The organism is Bacillus sp. FSL K6-3176 (assembly GCF_038003325.1).
GTDB lineage: Bacteria > Bacillota > Bacilli > Bacillales > Bacillaceae > Bacillus > Bacillus altitudinis.
The window spans coordinates 2,752,855-2,767,629 of record NZ_JBBOOX010000001.1; the positions used below are offsets into that span (position 1 = coordinate 2,752,855).

Annotated in this window: 21 protein-coding genes; 8 read left to right on the plus strand and 13 right to left on the minus strand. The window is 41.2% G+C overall.

The features are described from left to right. Nucleotides 1-6: 6 nt before the first annotated feature. The 4 genes from MHB38_RS14280 to MHB38_RS14295 are packed head-to-tail and all read right to left on the minus strand — an operon-like array spanning nucleotide 7 to nucleotide 4,040. Nucleotides 7-1,488 carry a phytoene desaturase family protein gene (locus tag MHB38_RS14280; protein WP_341003775.1) on the minus strand — a complete coding sequence of 494 codons (1,482 nt, stop codon included), beginning with the start codon at nucleotides 1,486-1,488 and terminating at the stop codon, nucleotides 7-9. Next, nucleotides 1,485-2,612: a glycosyltransferase gene (locus MHB38_RS14285; RefSeq protein ID WP_341003776.1), complete on the minus strand. Its 1,128-nt coding sequence runs from the start codon at nucleotides 2,610-2,612 to the stop codon at nucleotides 1,485-1,487. Before MHB38_RS14285 ends, MHB38_RS14280 begins: the two co-directional genes overlap by 4 nt. Then, nucleotides 2,597-3,343 carry a lysophospholipid acyltransferase family protein gene (locus tag MHB38_RS14290; protein ID WP_017367904.1) on the minus strand — a complete coding sequence of 249 codons (747 nt, stop codon included), beginning with the start codon at nucleotides 3,341-3,343 and terminating at the stop codon, nucleotides 2,597-2,599. Before MHB38_RS14290 ends, MHB38_RS14285 begins: the two co-directional genes overlap by 16 nt. Beyond that, nucleotides 3,312-4,040, minus strand: a complete 729-nt coding sequence (locus MHB38_RS14295; RefSeq protein ID WP_341003778.1) for a carotenoid biosynthesis protein — start codon at nucleotides 4,038-4,040, stop codon at nucleotides 3,312-3,314. The genes MHB38_RS14290 and MHB38_RS14295 overlap by 32 nt, the downstream gene beginning before the upstream one ends. Before the next feature lie 173 nt (nucleotides 4,041-4,213). Between MHB38_RS14295 and MHB38_RS14300 the strand changes: the two genes are divergently transcribed. From MHB38_RS14300 to MHB38_RS14310, 3 genes are read left to right on the plus strand one after another with little or no spacing between them, the layout of a single operon-like run. Next, nucleotides 4,214-5,215, plus strand: a complete 1,002-nt coding sequence (locus MHB38_RS14300; RefSeq protein ID WP_144610514.1) for an ABC transporter substrate-binding protein — start codon at nucleotides 4,214-4,216, stop codon at nucleotides 5,213-5,215. Between the two features lie 15 nt (nucleotides 5,216-5,230). Then, nucleotides 5,231-6,001, plus strand: a complete 771-nt coding sequence (locus tag MHB38_RS14305; RefSeq protein WP_008342956.1) for an ABC transporter ATP-binding protein — start codon at nucleotides 5,231-5,233, stop codon at nucleotides 5,999-6,001. Nucleotides 6,002-6,035: 34 nt separating this feature from the next. Then, on the plus strand, nucleotides 6,036-6,782 hold the full coding sequence (locus tag MHB38_RS14310) for an ABC transporter permease (protein ID WP_370529235.1): 747 nt from the start codon (nucleotides 6,036-6,038) through the stop codon (nucleotides 6,780-6,782). 30 nt (nucleotides 6,783-6,812) lie between these two features. On the opposite strand, the gene ytkD is transcribed toward MHB38_RS14310, so the two are convergent. Continuing rightward, nucleotides 6,813-7,289: an RNA deprotection pyrophosphohydrolase gene (gene ytkD, locus MHB38_RS14315; protein ID WP_025207842.1), complete on the minus strand. Its 477-nt coding sequence runs from the start codon at nucleotides 7,287-7,289 to the stop codon at nucleotides 6,813-6,815. 246 nt (nucleotides 7,290-7,535) lie between these two features. Here ytkD and MHB38_RS14320 point away from each other — a divergent pair, with 246 nt between their 5' ends. Beyond that, nucleotides 7,536-8,189 (plus strand): TerD family protein, encoded by a 654-nt coding sequence (locus tag MHB38_RS14320; RefSeq protein ID WP_025207843.1) that lies wholly within the window; start codon nucleotides 7,536-7,538, stop codon nucleotides 8,187-8,189. Nucleotides 8,190-8,211: 22 nt separating this feature from the next. Next, a complete protein-coding gene (locus tag MHB38_RS14325) occupies nucleotides 8,212-8,994 on the plus strand; it encodes an AIM24 family protein (RefSeq protein ID WP_008342947.1) in 783 nt (260 codons plus the stop codon). 205 nt (nucleotides 8,995-9,199) lie between these two features. Here MHB38_RS14325 and MHB38_RS14330 read toward each other — a convergent pair whose 3' ends face one another. From MHB38_RS14330 to MHB38_RS14345, 4 genes are all read right to left on the minus strand, one after another. Then, nucleotides 9,200-9,508, minus strand: a complete 309-nt coding sequence (locus MHB38_RS14330) for a hypothetical protein (protein WP_008342945.1) — start codon at nucleotides 9,506-9,508, stop codon at nucleotides 9,200-9,202. Nucleotides 9,509-9,551: 43 nt separating this feature from the next. After that, nucleotides 9,552-9,956, minus strand: a complete 405-nt coding sequence (locus MHB38_RS14335) for a phage holin family protein (RefSeq protein ID WP_008342944.1) — start codon at nucleotides 9,954-9,956, stop codon at nucleotides 9,552-9,554. A gap of 157 nt (nucleotides 9,957-10,113) precedes the next feature. Next, nucleotides 10,114-10,305, minus strand: coding sequence for a hypothetical protein (locus tag MHB38_RS14340; protein WP_008342942.1), 192 nt, complete (start codon nucleotides 10,303-10,305; stop codon nucleotides 10,114-10,116). 124 nt (nucleotides 10,306-10,429) lie between these two features. Next, on the minus strand, nucleotides 10,430-10,867 hold the full coding sequence (locus tag MHB38_RS14345) for a Dps family protein (RefSeq protein ID WP_025207844.1): 438 nt from the start codon (nucleotides 10,865-10,867) through the stop codon (nucleotides 10,430-10,432). A 131-nt stretch (nucleotides 10,868-10,998) separates the two neighbouring features. On the opposite strand from MHB38_RS14345, the gene ytzI reads away from it, so the two are divergent. Next, the gene (gene ytzI / locus MHB38_RS14350) at nucleotides 10,999-11,145 is read left to right on the plus strand and encodes a YtzI protein (protein WP_017358370.1); all 147 of its coding nucleotides are present in this window, start codon (nucleotides 10,999-11,001) and stop codon (nucleotides 11,143-11,145) included. Between the two features lie 8 nt (nucleotides 11,146-11,153). Here ytzI and MHB38_RS14355 read toward each other — a convergent pair whose 3' ends face one another. Both MHB38_RS14355 and MHB38_RS14360 read right to left on the minus strand, forming a co-directional pair. Beyond that, nucleotides 11,154-11,591, minus strand: a complete 438-nt coding sequence (locus MHB38_RS14355) for a FixH family protein (RefSeq protein WP_008342936.1) — start codon at nucleotides 11,589-11,591, stop codon at nucleotides 11,154-11,156. 125 nt (nucleotides 11,592-11,716) lie between these two features. Further along, complete coding sequence (locus MHB38_RS14360; RefSeq protein ID WP_008342935.1) at nucleotides 11,717-12,190, minus strand: S-ribosylhomocysteine lyase; 474 nt, start codon at nucleotides 12,188-12,190, stop codon at nucleotides 11,717-11,719. 128 nt (nucleotides 12,191-12,318) lie between these two features. On the opposite strand from MHB38_RS14360, the gene yidD reads away from it, so the two are divergent. Beyond that, the gene (yidD, locus tag MHB38_RS14365) at nucleotides 12,319-12,543 is read left to right on the plus strand and encodes a membrane protein insertion efficiency factor YidD (protein ID WP_008342933.1); all 225 of its coding nucleotides are present in this window, start codon (nucleotides 12,319-12,321) and stop codon (nucleotides 12,541-12,543) included. A 1-nt stretch (nucleotide 12,544) separates the two neighbouring features. Here the strand turns inward: yidD and MHB38_RS14370 are convergent, their stop codons facing one another. Then, nucleotides 12,545-13,111 (minus strand): beta-class carbonic anhydrase, encoded by a 567-nt coding sequence (locus tag MHB38_RS14370; RefSeq protein WP_019743673.1) that lies wholly within the window; start codon nucleotides 13,109-13,111, stop codon nucleotides 12,545-12,547. Between the two features lie 213 nt (nucleotides 13,112-13,324). On the opposite strand from MHB38_RS14370, the gene MHB38_RS14375 reads away from it, so the two are divergent. Then, a complete protein-coding gene (locus tag MHB38_RS14375; protein ID WP_025207846.1) occupies nucleotides 13,325-14,317 on the plus strand; it encodes a metal ABC transporter solute-binding protein, Zn/Mn family in 993 nt (330 codons plus the stop codon). Between the two features lie 77 nt (nucleotides 14,318-14,394). Here the strand turns inward: MHB38_RS14375 and MHB38_RS14380 are convergent, their stop codons facing one another. After that, the gene (locus MHB38_RS14380; protein ID WP_212339517.1) at nucleotides 14,395-14,637 is read right to left on the minus strand and encodes a type B 50S ribosomal protein L31; all 243 of its coding nucleotides are present in this window, start codon (nucleotides 14,635-14,637) and stop codon (nucleotides 14,395-14,397) included. Nucleotides 14,638-14,775: the final 138 nt, after the last annotated feature.

A 14,775-nucleotide genomic window follows, 5' to 3' on the forward strand; every position in this document is an offset into this window, starting at 1 on the left:
TCGGTGTTACGTCAAATGCTTGATGATGGCTTCTGCGACGAGCTGTCCTGATTTTGTCACCATCGGAGTGCCACCGCCTGGATGACTTGTGCCCCCAACAAACCAAAGTCCTTCAATATCCTTTGATTGATTATTGATGCGAAAAAATGCCTGCTTGAATGAGTTTGACGACATGCCATAAATGGCCCCATGATACGCTCCCGTTTTTTGCTGCAAATCAAGCGGGGTTTGTACCGCTTCAAATTCTACAAGCTGGTCAAGATCAAAGAGACCCTTTTCCTTTAGTTTTGTTTTCATATGCTGGCCATATGTCTCCTTTAGCATGTCCCAATTTTGCTCTTTTGTCACATATGGCGCATTGGCCAATACAAACAAGTTACTTCTTCCTGGCCCTCCGCTTAAAGCTGGCTCTGAATGACCTGAATAACAGATGTAAAGCGTCGGATCATGAGGAAGCTGTTTTTTCTGAAAAATATCCTTGAATTCTTGTTCATAATTCTCTGGAAAAAACACGTTGTGATGAGACAATTGTTCATAGACTTTAGGGACGCCCAACAAAAGAACAAAACCTGATAACGATGGCTCAATGTTTGCCAGTTTTTGATTTCCAAAGCTCGGGCGGTCTTCTTCATCAATTAATTGGCGATAAACAGTCAGTGCATCTGCCCCCGCAATGACTTGATCTGCCTCATATAACTGCTGATCCGTTTCAACTCCTTGGATTCGCTTATTCTTTACATGAATCTTTTTGGCTGATTCATTGAGATGAATTTGGACACCCAATTCCTTTGCCAGTGTCTCAAATGCCTCAACTAAACGATACGTACCGCCCTTAATACCATAAATGCCTTTTTCTCCTTCTAAATAAGCCATCATATTAAAAATAGCAGGTGCCTCGTATGGAGAAGAGCCAATGTAAGTCGCATACCGGCCAAACATCGCCAATGTATGAGGATGACGAAAATATTGACGCAGCAAGCGCTGAACGGATGTAAAAGGTTTGACTGCAAGAAGGGCTTTCATTAACTTGATATCCGCTTTATCCTTCCAGCTCAATAATAAACGATTTAAAAACTGATCCTCTGCCATTTGAAAAAGCTTCTTCGATTCCTGTAAAAATGCCCGGTATCGCTTTGCATCCTCTGGACTAAAAACTGCAATTTGTGATTCCATTTGCTCAATATCTGGCGTAAACTCGACCGTATGTCCATCTGAAAAAACGTTTTTAGTAAGGGGGAAAATCGGATAAAACGTCACATAATCCTCCATTCGTCTATGACAGGAGGTAAATACTTCTTCAAAATACGCCTTCATTGTAATGGTACTCGGTCCTAAATCAAAAGAGTAGCCAGACGCTTGATGGCGTTGTAATTTCCCGCCTAATGCAGCTTCTTTTTCTAAAATGGTGACCTGGAAACCACGTGACTGTAAGCGAATCGCAGCCGATAACCCGCCAAGTCCGCCGCCAATAATGATCACTTTTTTCATTCGTACCTTCTTCCTTTCCATTCATAGCCTTCTTTTTTCAGCCCAATTTTCATAGAAGCAAAACCAATGGCCATCAGGCTCATGATACTGACAGGCAATAAAAAGGCCATCGTAGACGTTCTTCCATTTTCGATATCAATGACCGCTTTAATGGATACACCCAGCCCGTAGCAAAGAAGGGCTAAACAGAGATTGACCACATCAAAATGAATCAGTGCGATCATAAAGCAAAGAACAGGAACTACATAAAGGACGGAGTATAAACAAAAGACACTGCTTAACAAAGCAATGTTTCGATTCACTCCCGGGAACAAATTTTTCCGATATCCTTCCCATACTTCCTGTCCACTCTCATACATTCTCATGTAGACAAAAGAATGAATACTTGCCAGTGTGAACGGAAAGCCCTTCGCTTTCACTCGTTTAGCCAAAGCCATATCATCCACAAGAGAATCCTTGATCGCTTCATGACCACCTATTTCGTGATAACAGTTCTTTTCAATGGCAATAAAGCCGCCATGTGCTGCGGCAAAAGCAGGATGTTGAGATGTTCTGACCCACTTCACTGGCAGATGACAGCCAATCGTAAACATCATCATAGGAACGACAAGATGCTCAAAAGGCGTTCCCGTTTTTTGCTCTGGGAAACCTGAAAGCATGCCCGTTTTTTGTATGCATAACTGCTTGTACACCGCTTCAATAGCACCTTGTTTTAAGCGGACATCTGCATCTAAAAATAACAGCCAATCAGAAGATGCTGCCTCAGCAAGCTGGGAACAAGCATATGATTTTCCAAGCCAGCCGCGCTTCAATACTTGACCTGACTGCACGTGAATCCATGGATATGTCTCTGCGAAGCCCTCTGCAATCATTCTCGTCTGATCTGTCGAGTGATCATCCAGCACGATCAGCTCTTTCGGATGGAGACGCTGATCAACAATCGACTGAAGGCAGGCTTCCAGCCGTTTTTCTTCATTTCTCGCTGGAATGAGGATCGATAATGAAATGGGTTCATCAGGTGAAAGAGATGCCGGCTTGAGTACAGGAAATTGCTTCATATTCCAAATCGTAAACATCAATTGGCAGAGCAGCAAAACACTGATGACAATTAAGAAGACCGCCATGTTTTCACCCACTTTTTAAAGGAATCAAACGCATCACTAGTTGACCGGCTTGTCCTTGTCACCTGCCTAAATTGTTCGTTTGTTGAAAAATCTGGATCAGCAATAACCTGTGCTTGATGTGCGTTTAACTGTGTTTCAAGCAGGTCTCCGAGTAAACTTGTTACTTCCTTACTGCGAAGTGATCCGCCAGCTACTAGGACATCTTCTCCAAACTCAACCGATACCGTCGGTTTTTGAAATTGATTAAATGTATAATGCAGCGTCACAGGTTTGATGACGACCTGCTCAAATTGCCTGACTAAAAAAGAAGCTCCGCCTTCCAGTTCAAGCGGCCGTATGTCTTGGTGCATAATTTTCCCCTGTGGGAAGAGCCACACAGCCCCGCCAGCCTCCATCTTCTCCTTTGCGGTCATTAATGCCTGCTTGACACTTTTCAGCTTCTCTTTATGAACTGGAAATGCACCAAGTTTTTGAAAAAAAGCATATTGCTTCAACTGCTTCTCTTCCATCATCATGGCATGATCCAGCTCAGACATTTGTTCTATTAAAAGAAAAATGATCAGTCCATCCCACCATGAACTGTGATTGGCAAGATAAAGAACAGGATGCTTCTCCTTTGGGTCAACCGTACCTTTCATCATGACACAGCGAAAATGTTTGTTCAGTAAATATCGTTTAAGATAAAAATAAAAGAGTCGTCTAAACGATCGGTTTTTGTCGCTTTCTTTCAAATCGAACCCTTCCTTCACACAAGATGACAATGATCAGTGCTAAATAAAAAATGACATCCAGCCCGCCCTTTAATGCTAAAAGACCAAAGAAGAACACCATGGCCTGATAAAAACGTCCATTCCAGCGCAATGCCTGCTGATCAATGGAAACGAGCGGGAACAGAAATGAAAGTCCTGCTCCAATGATACCCCAGCTGACAAAATTCTCAAAAGGGATACCAAAGAAACCTCCACCGTCATACCACACCCAAAACTTTCGTTCAGCCGCTACCGGATCTAATATGAGATCAAGCAGCACAATCCATATACCCGTTTCGACGGCTCGCTTCCACTTCGATTGTTGTCTTGATAAAAAAAGACTATTTAAAAACACACCAACCCATGCAAAAGCGATCGTCAAAGGCACTCCCGCCACAAGAAATCCTAGCGTCGGATAATAATCATAGGCCCCAAAAGGAAAATCAGTTGTGATTCCCACCCATTCAACCGTAAACGTCAACACACCCACAATGGCTGCTCTTACGATCACAAAGCTCCATGCCCCGTAGATATTTCGTCCAATCTCAATGACGCAGCAGGCGTAAAGCACAAGAAAGATACCATTCGCAAACTGAAGCCATGCCGGCACTTCAAAAAAGACCATTAAAATAAGACCTACTACATACCAACCAACAAATACCCAACTCAATCTATACACGAAACCGCTCCTTTATTTCTTCCAAATACAAGAAAGCATTCATGCTTCTAGTATAGAAAAAAAGACACGTTCTATAAATAAACAATGCGCTTCTTATTTCATCTAGGCACTCACCAAAAATCCCTTTTGACATACTTTAATTAGTGACCTAGAACAAAGGAGGCGAATTACTCTTGAATCGTTCCATTAAAGTCAGACTGGCATTCATATTCGTTGTCCTGCTCTTTATTCCATTTGTCGCCTGTAAAAAAGACCAAGAGCAGACCGTACAAGTAGCCGAGGTGACCCATTCGGTCTTTTATGCACCGCTTTATGTCGCCCTATCCGAAGGATTTTTCAAAGATGAAGGCTTAGAGGTTGAATTAAAAACCACTTGGGGCGGCGATAAAACAATGACAGCTCTCTTATCCGGCGGCGCTGATATCGCTCTGACCGGATCTGAATCTTCTATTTATGTGGAAGCACAAGACACGAAAGACTCTGTCATGAACTTTGCACAGCTGACACAAACAGACGGTACATTTCTTGTTTCAAGGGAGAAAATCAATCAATTCTCTTGGGATCAATTGAAAGGAAAGGACTTTCTCGGACAACGGAAAGGCGGCATGCCGCAAATGGTCGGTGAATATGTCCTGAAAAAAGAAGGCATTGATTTGAAACAGGATCTTCGCATGATTCAAAATATTGATTTTGCCAACATTTCAGGTGCTTTTTCCTCTGGAACTGGCGATTTTGTGCAGTTATTCGAACCGACAGCTTCCTTAATCGAAAAAGAAGGCAAAGGGTACATTACCGCCTCCTTTGGTGAGGCTTCCGGCAAGGTGCCTTATACCACCTTTATGGCAAAGAAGAGTTACTTAGAAGAAAACAAAGAGACAGCTGAAGCCTTTACTCGTGCCATTTACAAAGCGCAAAAATGGGTCAAAGCAAAGAGCCCAGAGGAGATTGCCGAGACAATCCAATCTCAATTTCCTGATACAGACCTTGATGTCTTATCAACAGCTATCAAACGCTACAAACAGCAGAACTCCTATGCAACAGATCCCCTTCTAAATGAAGAGGAATGGAACAAATTACAGGAAATCATGAAGGCAAGTGGTGAACTACCGGAATTTATCCCGTACAAACAACTTGTCGATTCATCCATTGCCAAGAAGGTCACAGATCACAAATAGAACAGGAGGTAGCACATGTCTTTCCTTCAAATTGACCATGTGACCCACACATACTTCTCTTTAAAAGAAAAAACAACGGCCATACAGCACATCAATATGGAGATCACTCAAGGTGAATTTATCTCATTTATTGGTCCCAGCGGCTGCGGGAAAACAACCTTGCTTTCCATCATCGCAGGCATTACGCCACCGTCTGAAGGTCGAATTTTAATCGAAGGAAAAGAACCAAATCAACAGGAGCATCAAATCGGTTATATGCTCCAGCAAGATTATTTGTTCCCATGGAAAACGATCAAGGAAAATGTCATTCTCGGGTTAAAAATTGCAAAACAAGATTCACATGAAGCCACCTCAGCTGCCCTTAGCTTACTGCCAAAGCTTGGACTCAATGATGTCGAAGAAAAATACCCGAAGGAGCTATCAGGTGGGATGAGGCAGCGTGCGGCTCTCGCCCGAACGCTTGCAGTTGATCCCGGCCTGCTTCTGCTAGATGAGCCATTTTCAGCACTAGATTACCAGACGAAACTGACATTAGAAGACCTCGTCTTTCACACATTAAAAAACTACCAAAAAACGGCTGTTCTTGTCACACATGACATCGGCGAAGCCATTGCGATGAGTGATCGCATTTTCTTATTCTCAAAGCATCCAGGCTCTATCCAGCGAATGTTTACCGTTCCAGATGATCTGAGGACGCTCTCTCCTTTTGAAGCGAGACAGACAGCAAGTTTCCAAGAGCTCTTTCAAACGATTTGGAAGGAGCTGAAGACAGTTGAAACACAGTGACCTTTTACATGAAGCTTATCGAAAAAAAGTTCGAATGGAAAAACGCATGACGCGAGTCTACCAGTTGATCATTTTCGCCAGTTTCTTTTCGCTTTGGGAGCTTGCGAGCCATTTCAGACTGATTGACCCGCTCATTTTCAGTTCACCATCTGCCGTCTGCCAATTGTTTGTACAAAAATTATCAGATGGTTCATTAATTAATCATATGAGCATTACGCTATTTGAAACAGTGCTCGGCTTTCTACTTGGTACTTTTTGCGGCATTTTATTAGCCGCCGCCTTATGGTGGTCCACCCGTCTTGCAAATGTCCTTGATCCTTATTTGGTTATTTTAAATGCGATGCCGAAAGTCGCTCTCGCCCCCATTTTAATTGTTGCCCTTGGACCAGGCATGATCAGCATTGTCGCGATGGGTGCCATTATCAGTGTGATCATTACCACCATCGTCATTTATACAGCCTTTCAAGAAGTCGATGAGAATTATTTAAAAGTCATGAAAACCTTTGGCGCAAAAAAAAGAACGGTCTTCCGTGAGGTCATTTTGCCAGCAAGTATTCCAACGATGATCTCTGCCATTAAGGTCAATGTTGGTCTTTCTTGGGTTGGGGTCATTGTGGGAGAATTCCTTGTTTCCTCAAAAGGACTCGGCTATATGATCATCTATGGCTTTCAAGTCTTCAACTTTACACTCGTGTTCTTAAGTCTTTTCATTATCGCCGTCTTCGCCACCATCATGTATCAGCTTGTTGAATGGCTGGAACGCCGTTTTCTGCAAAAATAAAAAGCACAGGGTCATGTCCCTGCGCTTTTTTTAACGAATCAAACCGTTCTTTTCTAAATAAGCCAGACTTTGTCTTAAAACATCATCTTTCATAATAAAACTGAAATTTTTATTTTTTGCGATGGATCTTGGTAAGTCTGCGAAAAGAACGGGTCCTTTCGTTTCAAAATACGTGTCCTGCTTGACGAGCCTTTCAATATCAGCGAAATAAATATTTTTGACAATGACTTTCTCTCTGCCAAGCACCTGATATTGACCAATATACGTTAATTCACGAACAACAGCACCCGTCTCTTCGTGAATCTCTCGTATAGCGGCTTGATCTGCTTCTTCATTTGGCTCTACTTTCCCTCCTGGAAATTCGTAGCCACGATCCTCATGTTCAGTAAGCAGCCATTTTCCTTGATAGCGGCAAATGGCCCAAACATGCTTAGGATGTCTTGAAAAAGGCTGCTCTTCAAAAGAGAGCTTGACCGTATTATGATAATAGTCTTTAAATACATGCATGTGAAATCCCTCATATCCTGTCCTTGCTTCTTGTAAAACATCATACCACAGATCACATTTCTCTGAAGAATTTTTATAAAAAGTGAAACAAAAGAGTGCTTCTATCTCGTCTGTATGTAAAATAAGTATTCTTGCTAAAACCTTTTTATCATCTCCATCCTCATCCCATTTTAATCATGAAACCTTTTGCCCATGATGACGTAAATCATTAAGTGTTTGTCCTACACAGACGAGGAGGAAACCAGCATGAGCATCACAAATGGATCAAAACAAGAAAATAACAAAGCATGGCCAATGAGGCAACATGAGAAAGAAGACGCTTCTCTTGAGGCAGTGAAGAAACACCTCATGAAAGGACAAAAGTTAGATTTAACAAAAGACAATCCAAATGTAGATCAAATTCATATCGGACTTGGCTGGGACTTATCTGGTCAGCCAATTGATTTAGATACGCAAGTGTTTCTCTTAAATGAAGAGGACAAGCTTCTGTCTCCAAAACACCTGATCTATTATCATCAGCAGCAAAGCTTAGATGGAGCTGTTCGCCATCTAGGTGATCATCAGGTCGGCGGAGGCCATCGGGACAATGAGATCATCATTATGCAGCTAAGCAGAGTCTCACCCGATATTCATAAAATCGTCGTAACTGCCACCATACATGATGCACACGAGCGGGCACATCATTTCGGACAGGTGACCAATGCCTACTTGCGCCTTTCAGATCAAATCACACAACAGGAGATTTGTACCTTTCAGTTAACAGAGGATTATTCATTTTGTACCTCCATCATTTGTGCTGAACTAACGAGAGTTGAGAACGAATGGAAAATCACCGCTACCGGACAAGGTACGACCCTTGATTTAAACGACCTATGCCGCATCTACGGATTCACATCTTGACAAAGGAAAGGAGCTGGCACAAATGGGATTTCATTTCAACACGATCGAAGAACTGACCTTACAAGCAGAAGGCAACGGGATCTTTTTTGCCAAAAAAGGCGCTATGATTGCCGATCAAGGTACATTTCAATACCGTAAACGATTACTTGGGACGAATAAAGGAAATATGGTCAGCCAAGTATTTAATCATATTAGCAGAAAGTTAACAGGTGAAAACCTTGAGATGATGGAAGTGAGTGGACAAGGCACTTGCTACTTGGCTGATTCTAGCGAGCATGTGACTGTCATCAATCTTGAGCCGAACGGTCCTTGGCAACATGTTAGCGTGGAAAGTGAAGATTTACTTGCCTTTACTGAAGAATGTCACTATGGCGTGACACCAGTAGGCGTTGGGATCTTATCACAAAAAGGGCTGTTTACTTCAAAGCTCTCCTATCAAGGGCACGGGGCGCAGGTTGCGATTAAAACAAATGGAAACCCGCTGATTTTAAAAGCACCTTGCCGTGTAGATCCTGACGCCATTGTCGCTTGGACGGGCAAAGCACCGAAAGTCAAATTAGATGTGAACTGGAAAACGTTCATTGGACAAACATCAGGCGAATCCTACTTGTTTGAATTTCATGAACAGGACCAAATTGTGATTATCCAGCCATCTGAACGAACATCTGGAATGCGGGTCGGGATAGATGATAACCGGTACAAACCCCAGAGTCAGAGTACCTCACACGAAATCACCAACTCACAGCAGGAAAATAGAGGCGGAATCAGTGATCTGATCGGAGGCATCTTACAGCCTCGAAAATAAAAGCATGTAGAATGTCTCTACATGCTTTCAGATCGTTGACAAAAGGCTAAAATGAACTTTCTTTTAGCCTTTTGTCTTCTTTTCAGCGTGATAGAAAACCTTTGCAGTCTAGGAAAAACGAGTACTAGCGTAGAGCGAATTTCACATTCGTGAGCACTAGCACGCAGGACTGACAAAGAATGCGAGGATTTGTCTACATGCTTTTTCAATTCATCAGTCCATTGGTCTCAATAAAGTTCTTTGTCTCTTCGTTACCGAGATCATGAATCATCGAGTAAATCTCTTTTCTTTTCCTATCCATTTCGTCATTTGGACTATCATAATGATATTCAAGAAATGGAACATGCGCCCGAAAGAAACCTTTCCAATCTGTCATATACTGTTCATCAAAATACTCTCTTAACTGCAAGATTTGGTCATCATCTGCTTCTATCTGAAATTGCCAAGCAGCCGCATCTCTGTGCTGTGAGATCGATCCGTCTTGAACGGATACATAGTATGTGTGTCTCGCCATCTGATTCATCCTTTTTCCTTTAGTATGACCAGATATGAAGAAATTACGGCTTTTTGCGCAATTTATTTTTAATCATGTCTAACACATCAATAAACAACTGTGGAATAGGAATTCCGAGAGCTCTGGCTGTTGAGACAATCTGGTACGATTCATAAATAATATAAAAGATGAGCGCTAAATCCTTAATTGTCCCCCCAGTCTTCAGCATGACATCGAAGAAGTGTGCCATGGATATTAAAGAAATCGTCACAACCTTTCGAACAAGCCTGGTCAAAAAACGCTTCATCGTAAGTTGTCCAGTCACAGATTCTCTTAGGCTTGAACAAATTAATTCTATAGCCATGAGTGTCACTAATATCATGAGTAAATATCCTGCTCCACCAAACAGAAAGCCCATTGCCGACAAACTGACTGTAAACAACGAAAAGATGCCTAAATCCTTGCTCACTTGGCATCAACATCCTTTCATAGTGGAACTTCTTACCTCAATAGTATATGCCGCATTTGATGAATAGCTTGGACGACAAAAAATAAAGGCATGGTTAGCTGTTCAAAAAATTCGTGAAGCGCATAAAAAGAGCCGCCTGTGACGGCGGCTTTCTTGGTTAAACTCTGACATCAATAAACGTAGCGTCTGAATCTTTGGGCTGAACAGCTTGAGGCTGCTGCTGCACTTGATCGAGCATCACCATAGCTTGGGCTGTGTTCGTGGCAAGCTGTGAATTCAATAAACTGATATTAAGTGTTTTTTGAATACTCGCCACTTGCTGGCTCATCATTCCTGCAATTGAGGACATCTTCTCCCCTCCCTTCCCTTTTCTCTTCGGCTGAAAGCCCCATCAATTCAATGGGCTGTCTGTCACAAATCCACAAAAAAAGAATGCCGATCTGTTTAATGATCGACATTCCTTTCACATTCGCTTATCCTAAGTATGCTTTTAGCATCCAGTTGTGTTTTTCAATGGATTGATGAATCGCAAGCAGCATATCACCTGTTGTTTCATCGCCAACTTCTGCAGCCAGCTCCATGCCTTGCTTAAGTTCTTCTGCAATATTAGAGAAATCATCATACAGATTTTTCACCATTTGCTCGGCTGATTCATTGCCTTCCGCTTCTTGAATGCTAGAAATTTCTAAGCACTCTTTCATTGTCGCAACAGGTTGTCCATTTAATGCGAGCATACGTTCAGCCAAATCATCGATATAAGTGGCTGTTTCTGTATATAATTCCTCGAATTTTTCATGGAGTGTAAAGAAGTCTTTTCCCTTTACATACCAGTGATAGTTATGTAATTTTACGTAAAGCACAGTCCAATCTGCTACTTGTTTATTGACGACGTTTAATAATTTTTCAGACATGTTGATTCCTCCTTATGTAGTTGCGTTTAGTATGGGATTACCCTTTTTTTATTATACTGAAACCTGCCATCATTTTCTTCTATTTTGACCGCATGAAATATATGTTAATATGGAAATAAGGAGGGAGTTAGATGCTGTTACTTGGGATTATCAGCTTTATCATTATCTCAATCGTTGTCTTTTTATCACTGTGGACGACATCAAAGGCTTATGATTACAAGCATAAAGTCGATTCACCACAGGATGCTGAACCAAACCAACGTCCTAACCCAAAATAAAACCGTTTTCAATGATGTGAGGTATCTTCTTCTTCAGTAGATGAACTCTCTTTTTTCACATCACCTACATGGATGTTTGTCTTCGGCATATTATGCTGCTGTTTAGCTGTCACATGGACTTGTATGATATAAAGGCCATCTTGTTTGAAAGCTGTATGCAATTCATATACACCTTTCTCCTTTTTCTTTGGCTGAATCATCTTGCTGTTATCCTTGTCGCCATCTTTCCACACTTCAAATTCAACATCATCTGCATCATCAACAGGCGTATCACCATATGTGACAGCTGCTTTTACGATAACGTTTTCATTTTTCTCCACTTGCTCCGGCCCTGTTAATTTGACTTCTAATAACTCAGGCACTTCTCCCTTGTCATTGCTCGCTGCCGAGTTTCCACATGCACTAAGTAATGCGAGCATCAAAATGATTCCTACCATTTTCCGCATTCGTGTATCCCCCTTTTTTACTGACATGTTCATTTTAACAAATATCCCCTATTTTAACAGCTCCCGTTTCATTTCATGTAAAAAACCGGACATTCAATATGTCCGGTTCATCATCATCTTGCTGATTATCCAAATACTTTTAATAGCTCTTCTTGGTCCTGAGACAGCCAGAAACGCATTAAACGTTTTGCTCCTTCAAGATCATGAAGCTTCGCTTGACCGCACTGCTCTTCATTTGCAGCAGGAATTTCTGTTACCTCCACTGCATCTTTGAATGTTGCATCAAGCAGTTCAACGATCTCTCTTGGTGTCGGTGCACCGCTGACAACTAAATAGTAGCCAGTCTGGCAACCCATTGGAGAAATATCAATGATATCAAAATGATCGTATTTCTCTGAGTGTGTTCTAATATTAAACGCAAGTAAATGCTCTAATGTATGAATCGTATCAGGTTTCATTGCCTGCTTGTTTGGCTGACAAAAACGGATATCAAATTTGTTCACTTCCCCATCTGATCCCACTTTATGAACGCCGCAATGACGAACGTAAGGTGCTTTTACAGCATTATGGTCAAGTTCAAAGCTTTCAACTGAAGGCATTAATCACCACTCCTATAATTGCAATTTCCTATATTATAACATATTGTTCCGACCAGTTTAGTTTATAAAACTTCCCTTCCTTGTCCTTTTTTCTTATACTGTGAAAAGACAGACAAGGAGGAACCTCTATGAAACAAATTTTTATCGGCATCATTCGCTTTTATCAAAAATGCATTTCCCCTCTAACACCGCCGAGCTGCAGGTTTTACCCCACTTGCTCAAACTACGGGCTAGAGGCGATCAAAACGCACGGCGCTTTAAAAGGCGGATGGCTCACGATTAAGCGAATTTTAAAATGTCACCCGCTGCATCCTGGAGGCATGGATCCAGTCCCACCTAAAAAGGAAAAATAACTTACTTTTCTTCATAACCGTTGACAACTAAGTCAAGCTTACCTGTCCCAGGATCAATCACTAGACCATGTACAGGCACATCAGATGGAAGAAGCGGATGATTTTTAACGACAGACACACTGTCCTTCACGCTATCTTCAACTGAGCTAAAGCTTTTGAGCCACTGTTGAAAATCGATCCCTGAGTATTCCAGTACTTCAATTCGTTTTTCGGGAATACCGCGCTCAACGGCTTTATTTAAGAGGGTTTGGCTGTCTATTTTACTCATACCACAATCGTGATGCCCAATGACGTACACCTCGTCAGCATTCAATTCATAAACAGCCACTAAAATGCTTCGCATAATACTTCCAAATGGGTGAGAAACAAGAGCACCAGCACTTTTGACAATTTTAATATCGCCATTTTTCATGTTCATGGCGCGCGGAAGCAGTTCAACAAGTCTTGTATCCATACATGATAGAATGACAGCTTTTTTCTGTGGAAACTTCGTTGTTGTAAACTCTTCATATCGCTTCTCTTCGCAAAATTGTTGATTGTACTCGATGATTTCGTCTAAAAGTTTCATAAGTTTGTCCATTCCTTTTTCTTTTTTTAAAAATAAATATAGCACAATGTTTTAAATTTCGTCACGTTTTGACGTCTATTTTTTTAGAGGAAACATCTTCTGATGAAAATTTTTTAATTTCCTCTTTTCAAATCGTAATTATTACGATACAATAACTCAGGACATTAAATCGTAATCATTTCTATCTAATAGGTTGAGAGGAGACATTCTTAGATGAAAAAAATCTTTTTTATTTTAACAGCTGCTTTATTAGCGGTCGGTCTTGCCGCTTGCTCAAGCAGTGCGGGGACAAATGCTTCAAAAGGAAAAGCAGACGGGAAATTAACCATTTACACGACGATCTTCCCTATTCAAGATTTCACTGAAAAAATTGGCGGCTCTCACGTGAACGCTCAAAGTGTGTACCCTGCCAATGCAGATGCACACAGCTTTGAACCAAGTTCAAAAACGATGGTTGAAATGGCTGAAGGAGATGCCTTTATTTACAGCGGAACAGGTGCTGAAGCATTTGCTGATAAAACGGCTTCTACGTTAAAAGACCAAGGCGTGAAAACAGTGAAAGCAGCCGAAGGCATCAAGCTATTATCAACACAAGAAGAACATGCTCATGAAGAAGGTGAGGACCATGATCACGATCATGAAGGTGAAGATCATGACCATGATGGACACGACCACGGAGATAAAGATCCCCATGCATGGCTAGACCCTGTTTATGCACAACAAATGGCAAAAAACATTAAAGACACACTCGTTTCACTAGATCCAGATCATAAAGACGAATACACAAAAAACTATGAATCACTAAAAAAAGAATTACAATCGTTAGATCAGGAATTCAAAACAACGTTATCTAAAGCAAAACATAAAGAAATTCTTGTTTCTCACGCAGCATACGGCTACTGGGAAAAGCGCTATGGCATTGAGCAAATCAGTGTACTAGGACTCTCTGCTTCTGAAGAGCCTTCCCAAAAACAGCTTGAAAATATCGTACAACAGGCAGAAAAGCATCACATCAAGTATGTCATTTTTGAAAATAACGTCAGCAGTAAAGTATCAGATACGATTCGCAGTGAAATTGGAGCAAAAAGCCTTACACTGAAAAATCTAGAATCCATTACAGAAGATGATGCTAAAAATGGCGAAAGCTATGTCAGCTTAATGAAACAAAATTTAAACACATTAAAAACAGCTTTAAATGTTGAATGAATTCATGAACCCTGTGCGATCAGCCGGGGTTTTTTACTGCACAAAAAAACACACCATGATCAGGTGTGTTTCTTTGTTTACATTTGATATTTTTTCTTAAACTGCTCCGCTCTGCCGCCTTTTTCTCCGAATTTCTGGCGTCCTGTATAAAATGGATGCGTATCTGAGCTTGTCTCTACTTTAATGACAGGATAAGCCTTCCCATCTTCCCACTCTACGGTCTCATGTGATGTCTTTGTTGATCTACTTAAGAAGCGGTAACCGCTGTTTACGTCCATAAATACAACTTCATGTGAGGTTGGATGAATATCTCTTTTCAATGTCAAAACTCCCTTCATCATTAAAACGTAACGATTACGTTTTATAATTATATTCTACTCCCTCTTTTACAACTTGTCAAAAAACAAGCTTTCTTAATCAGGAAGAATAATCTAAAAATGGTGGAGAATAATAAACAC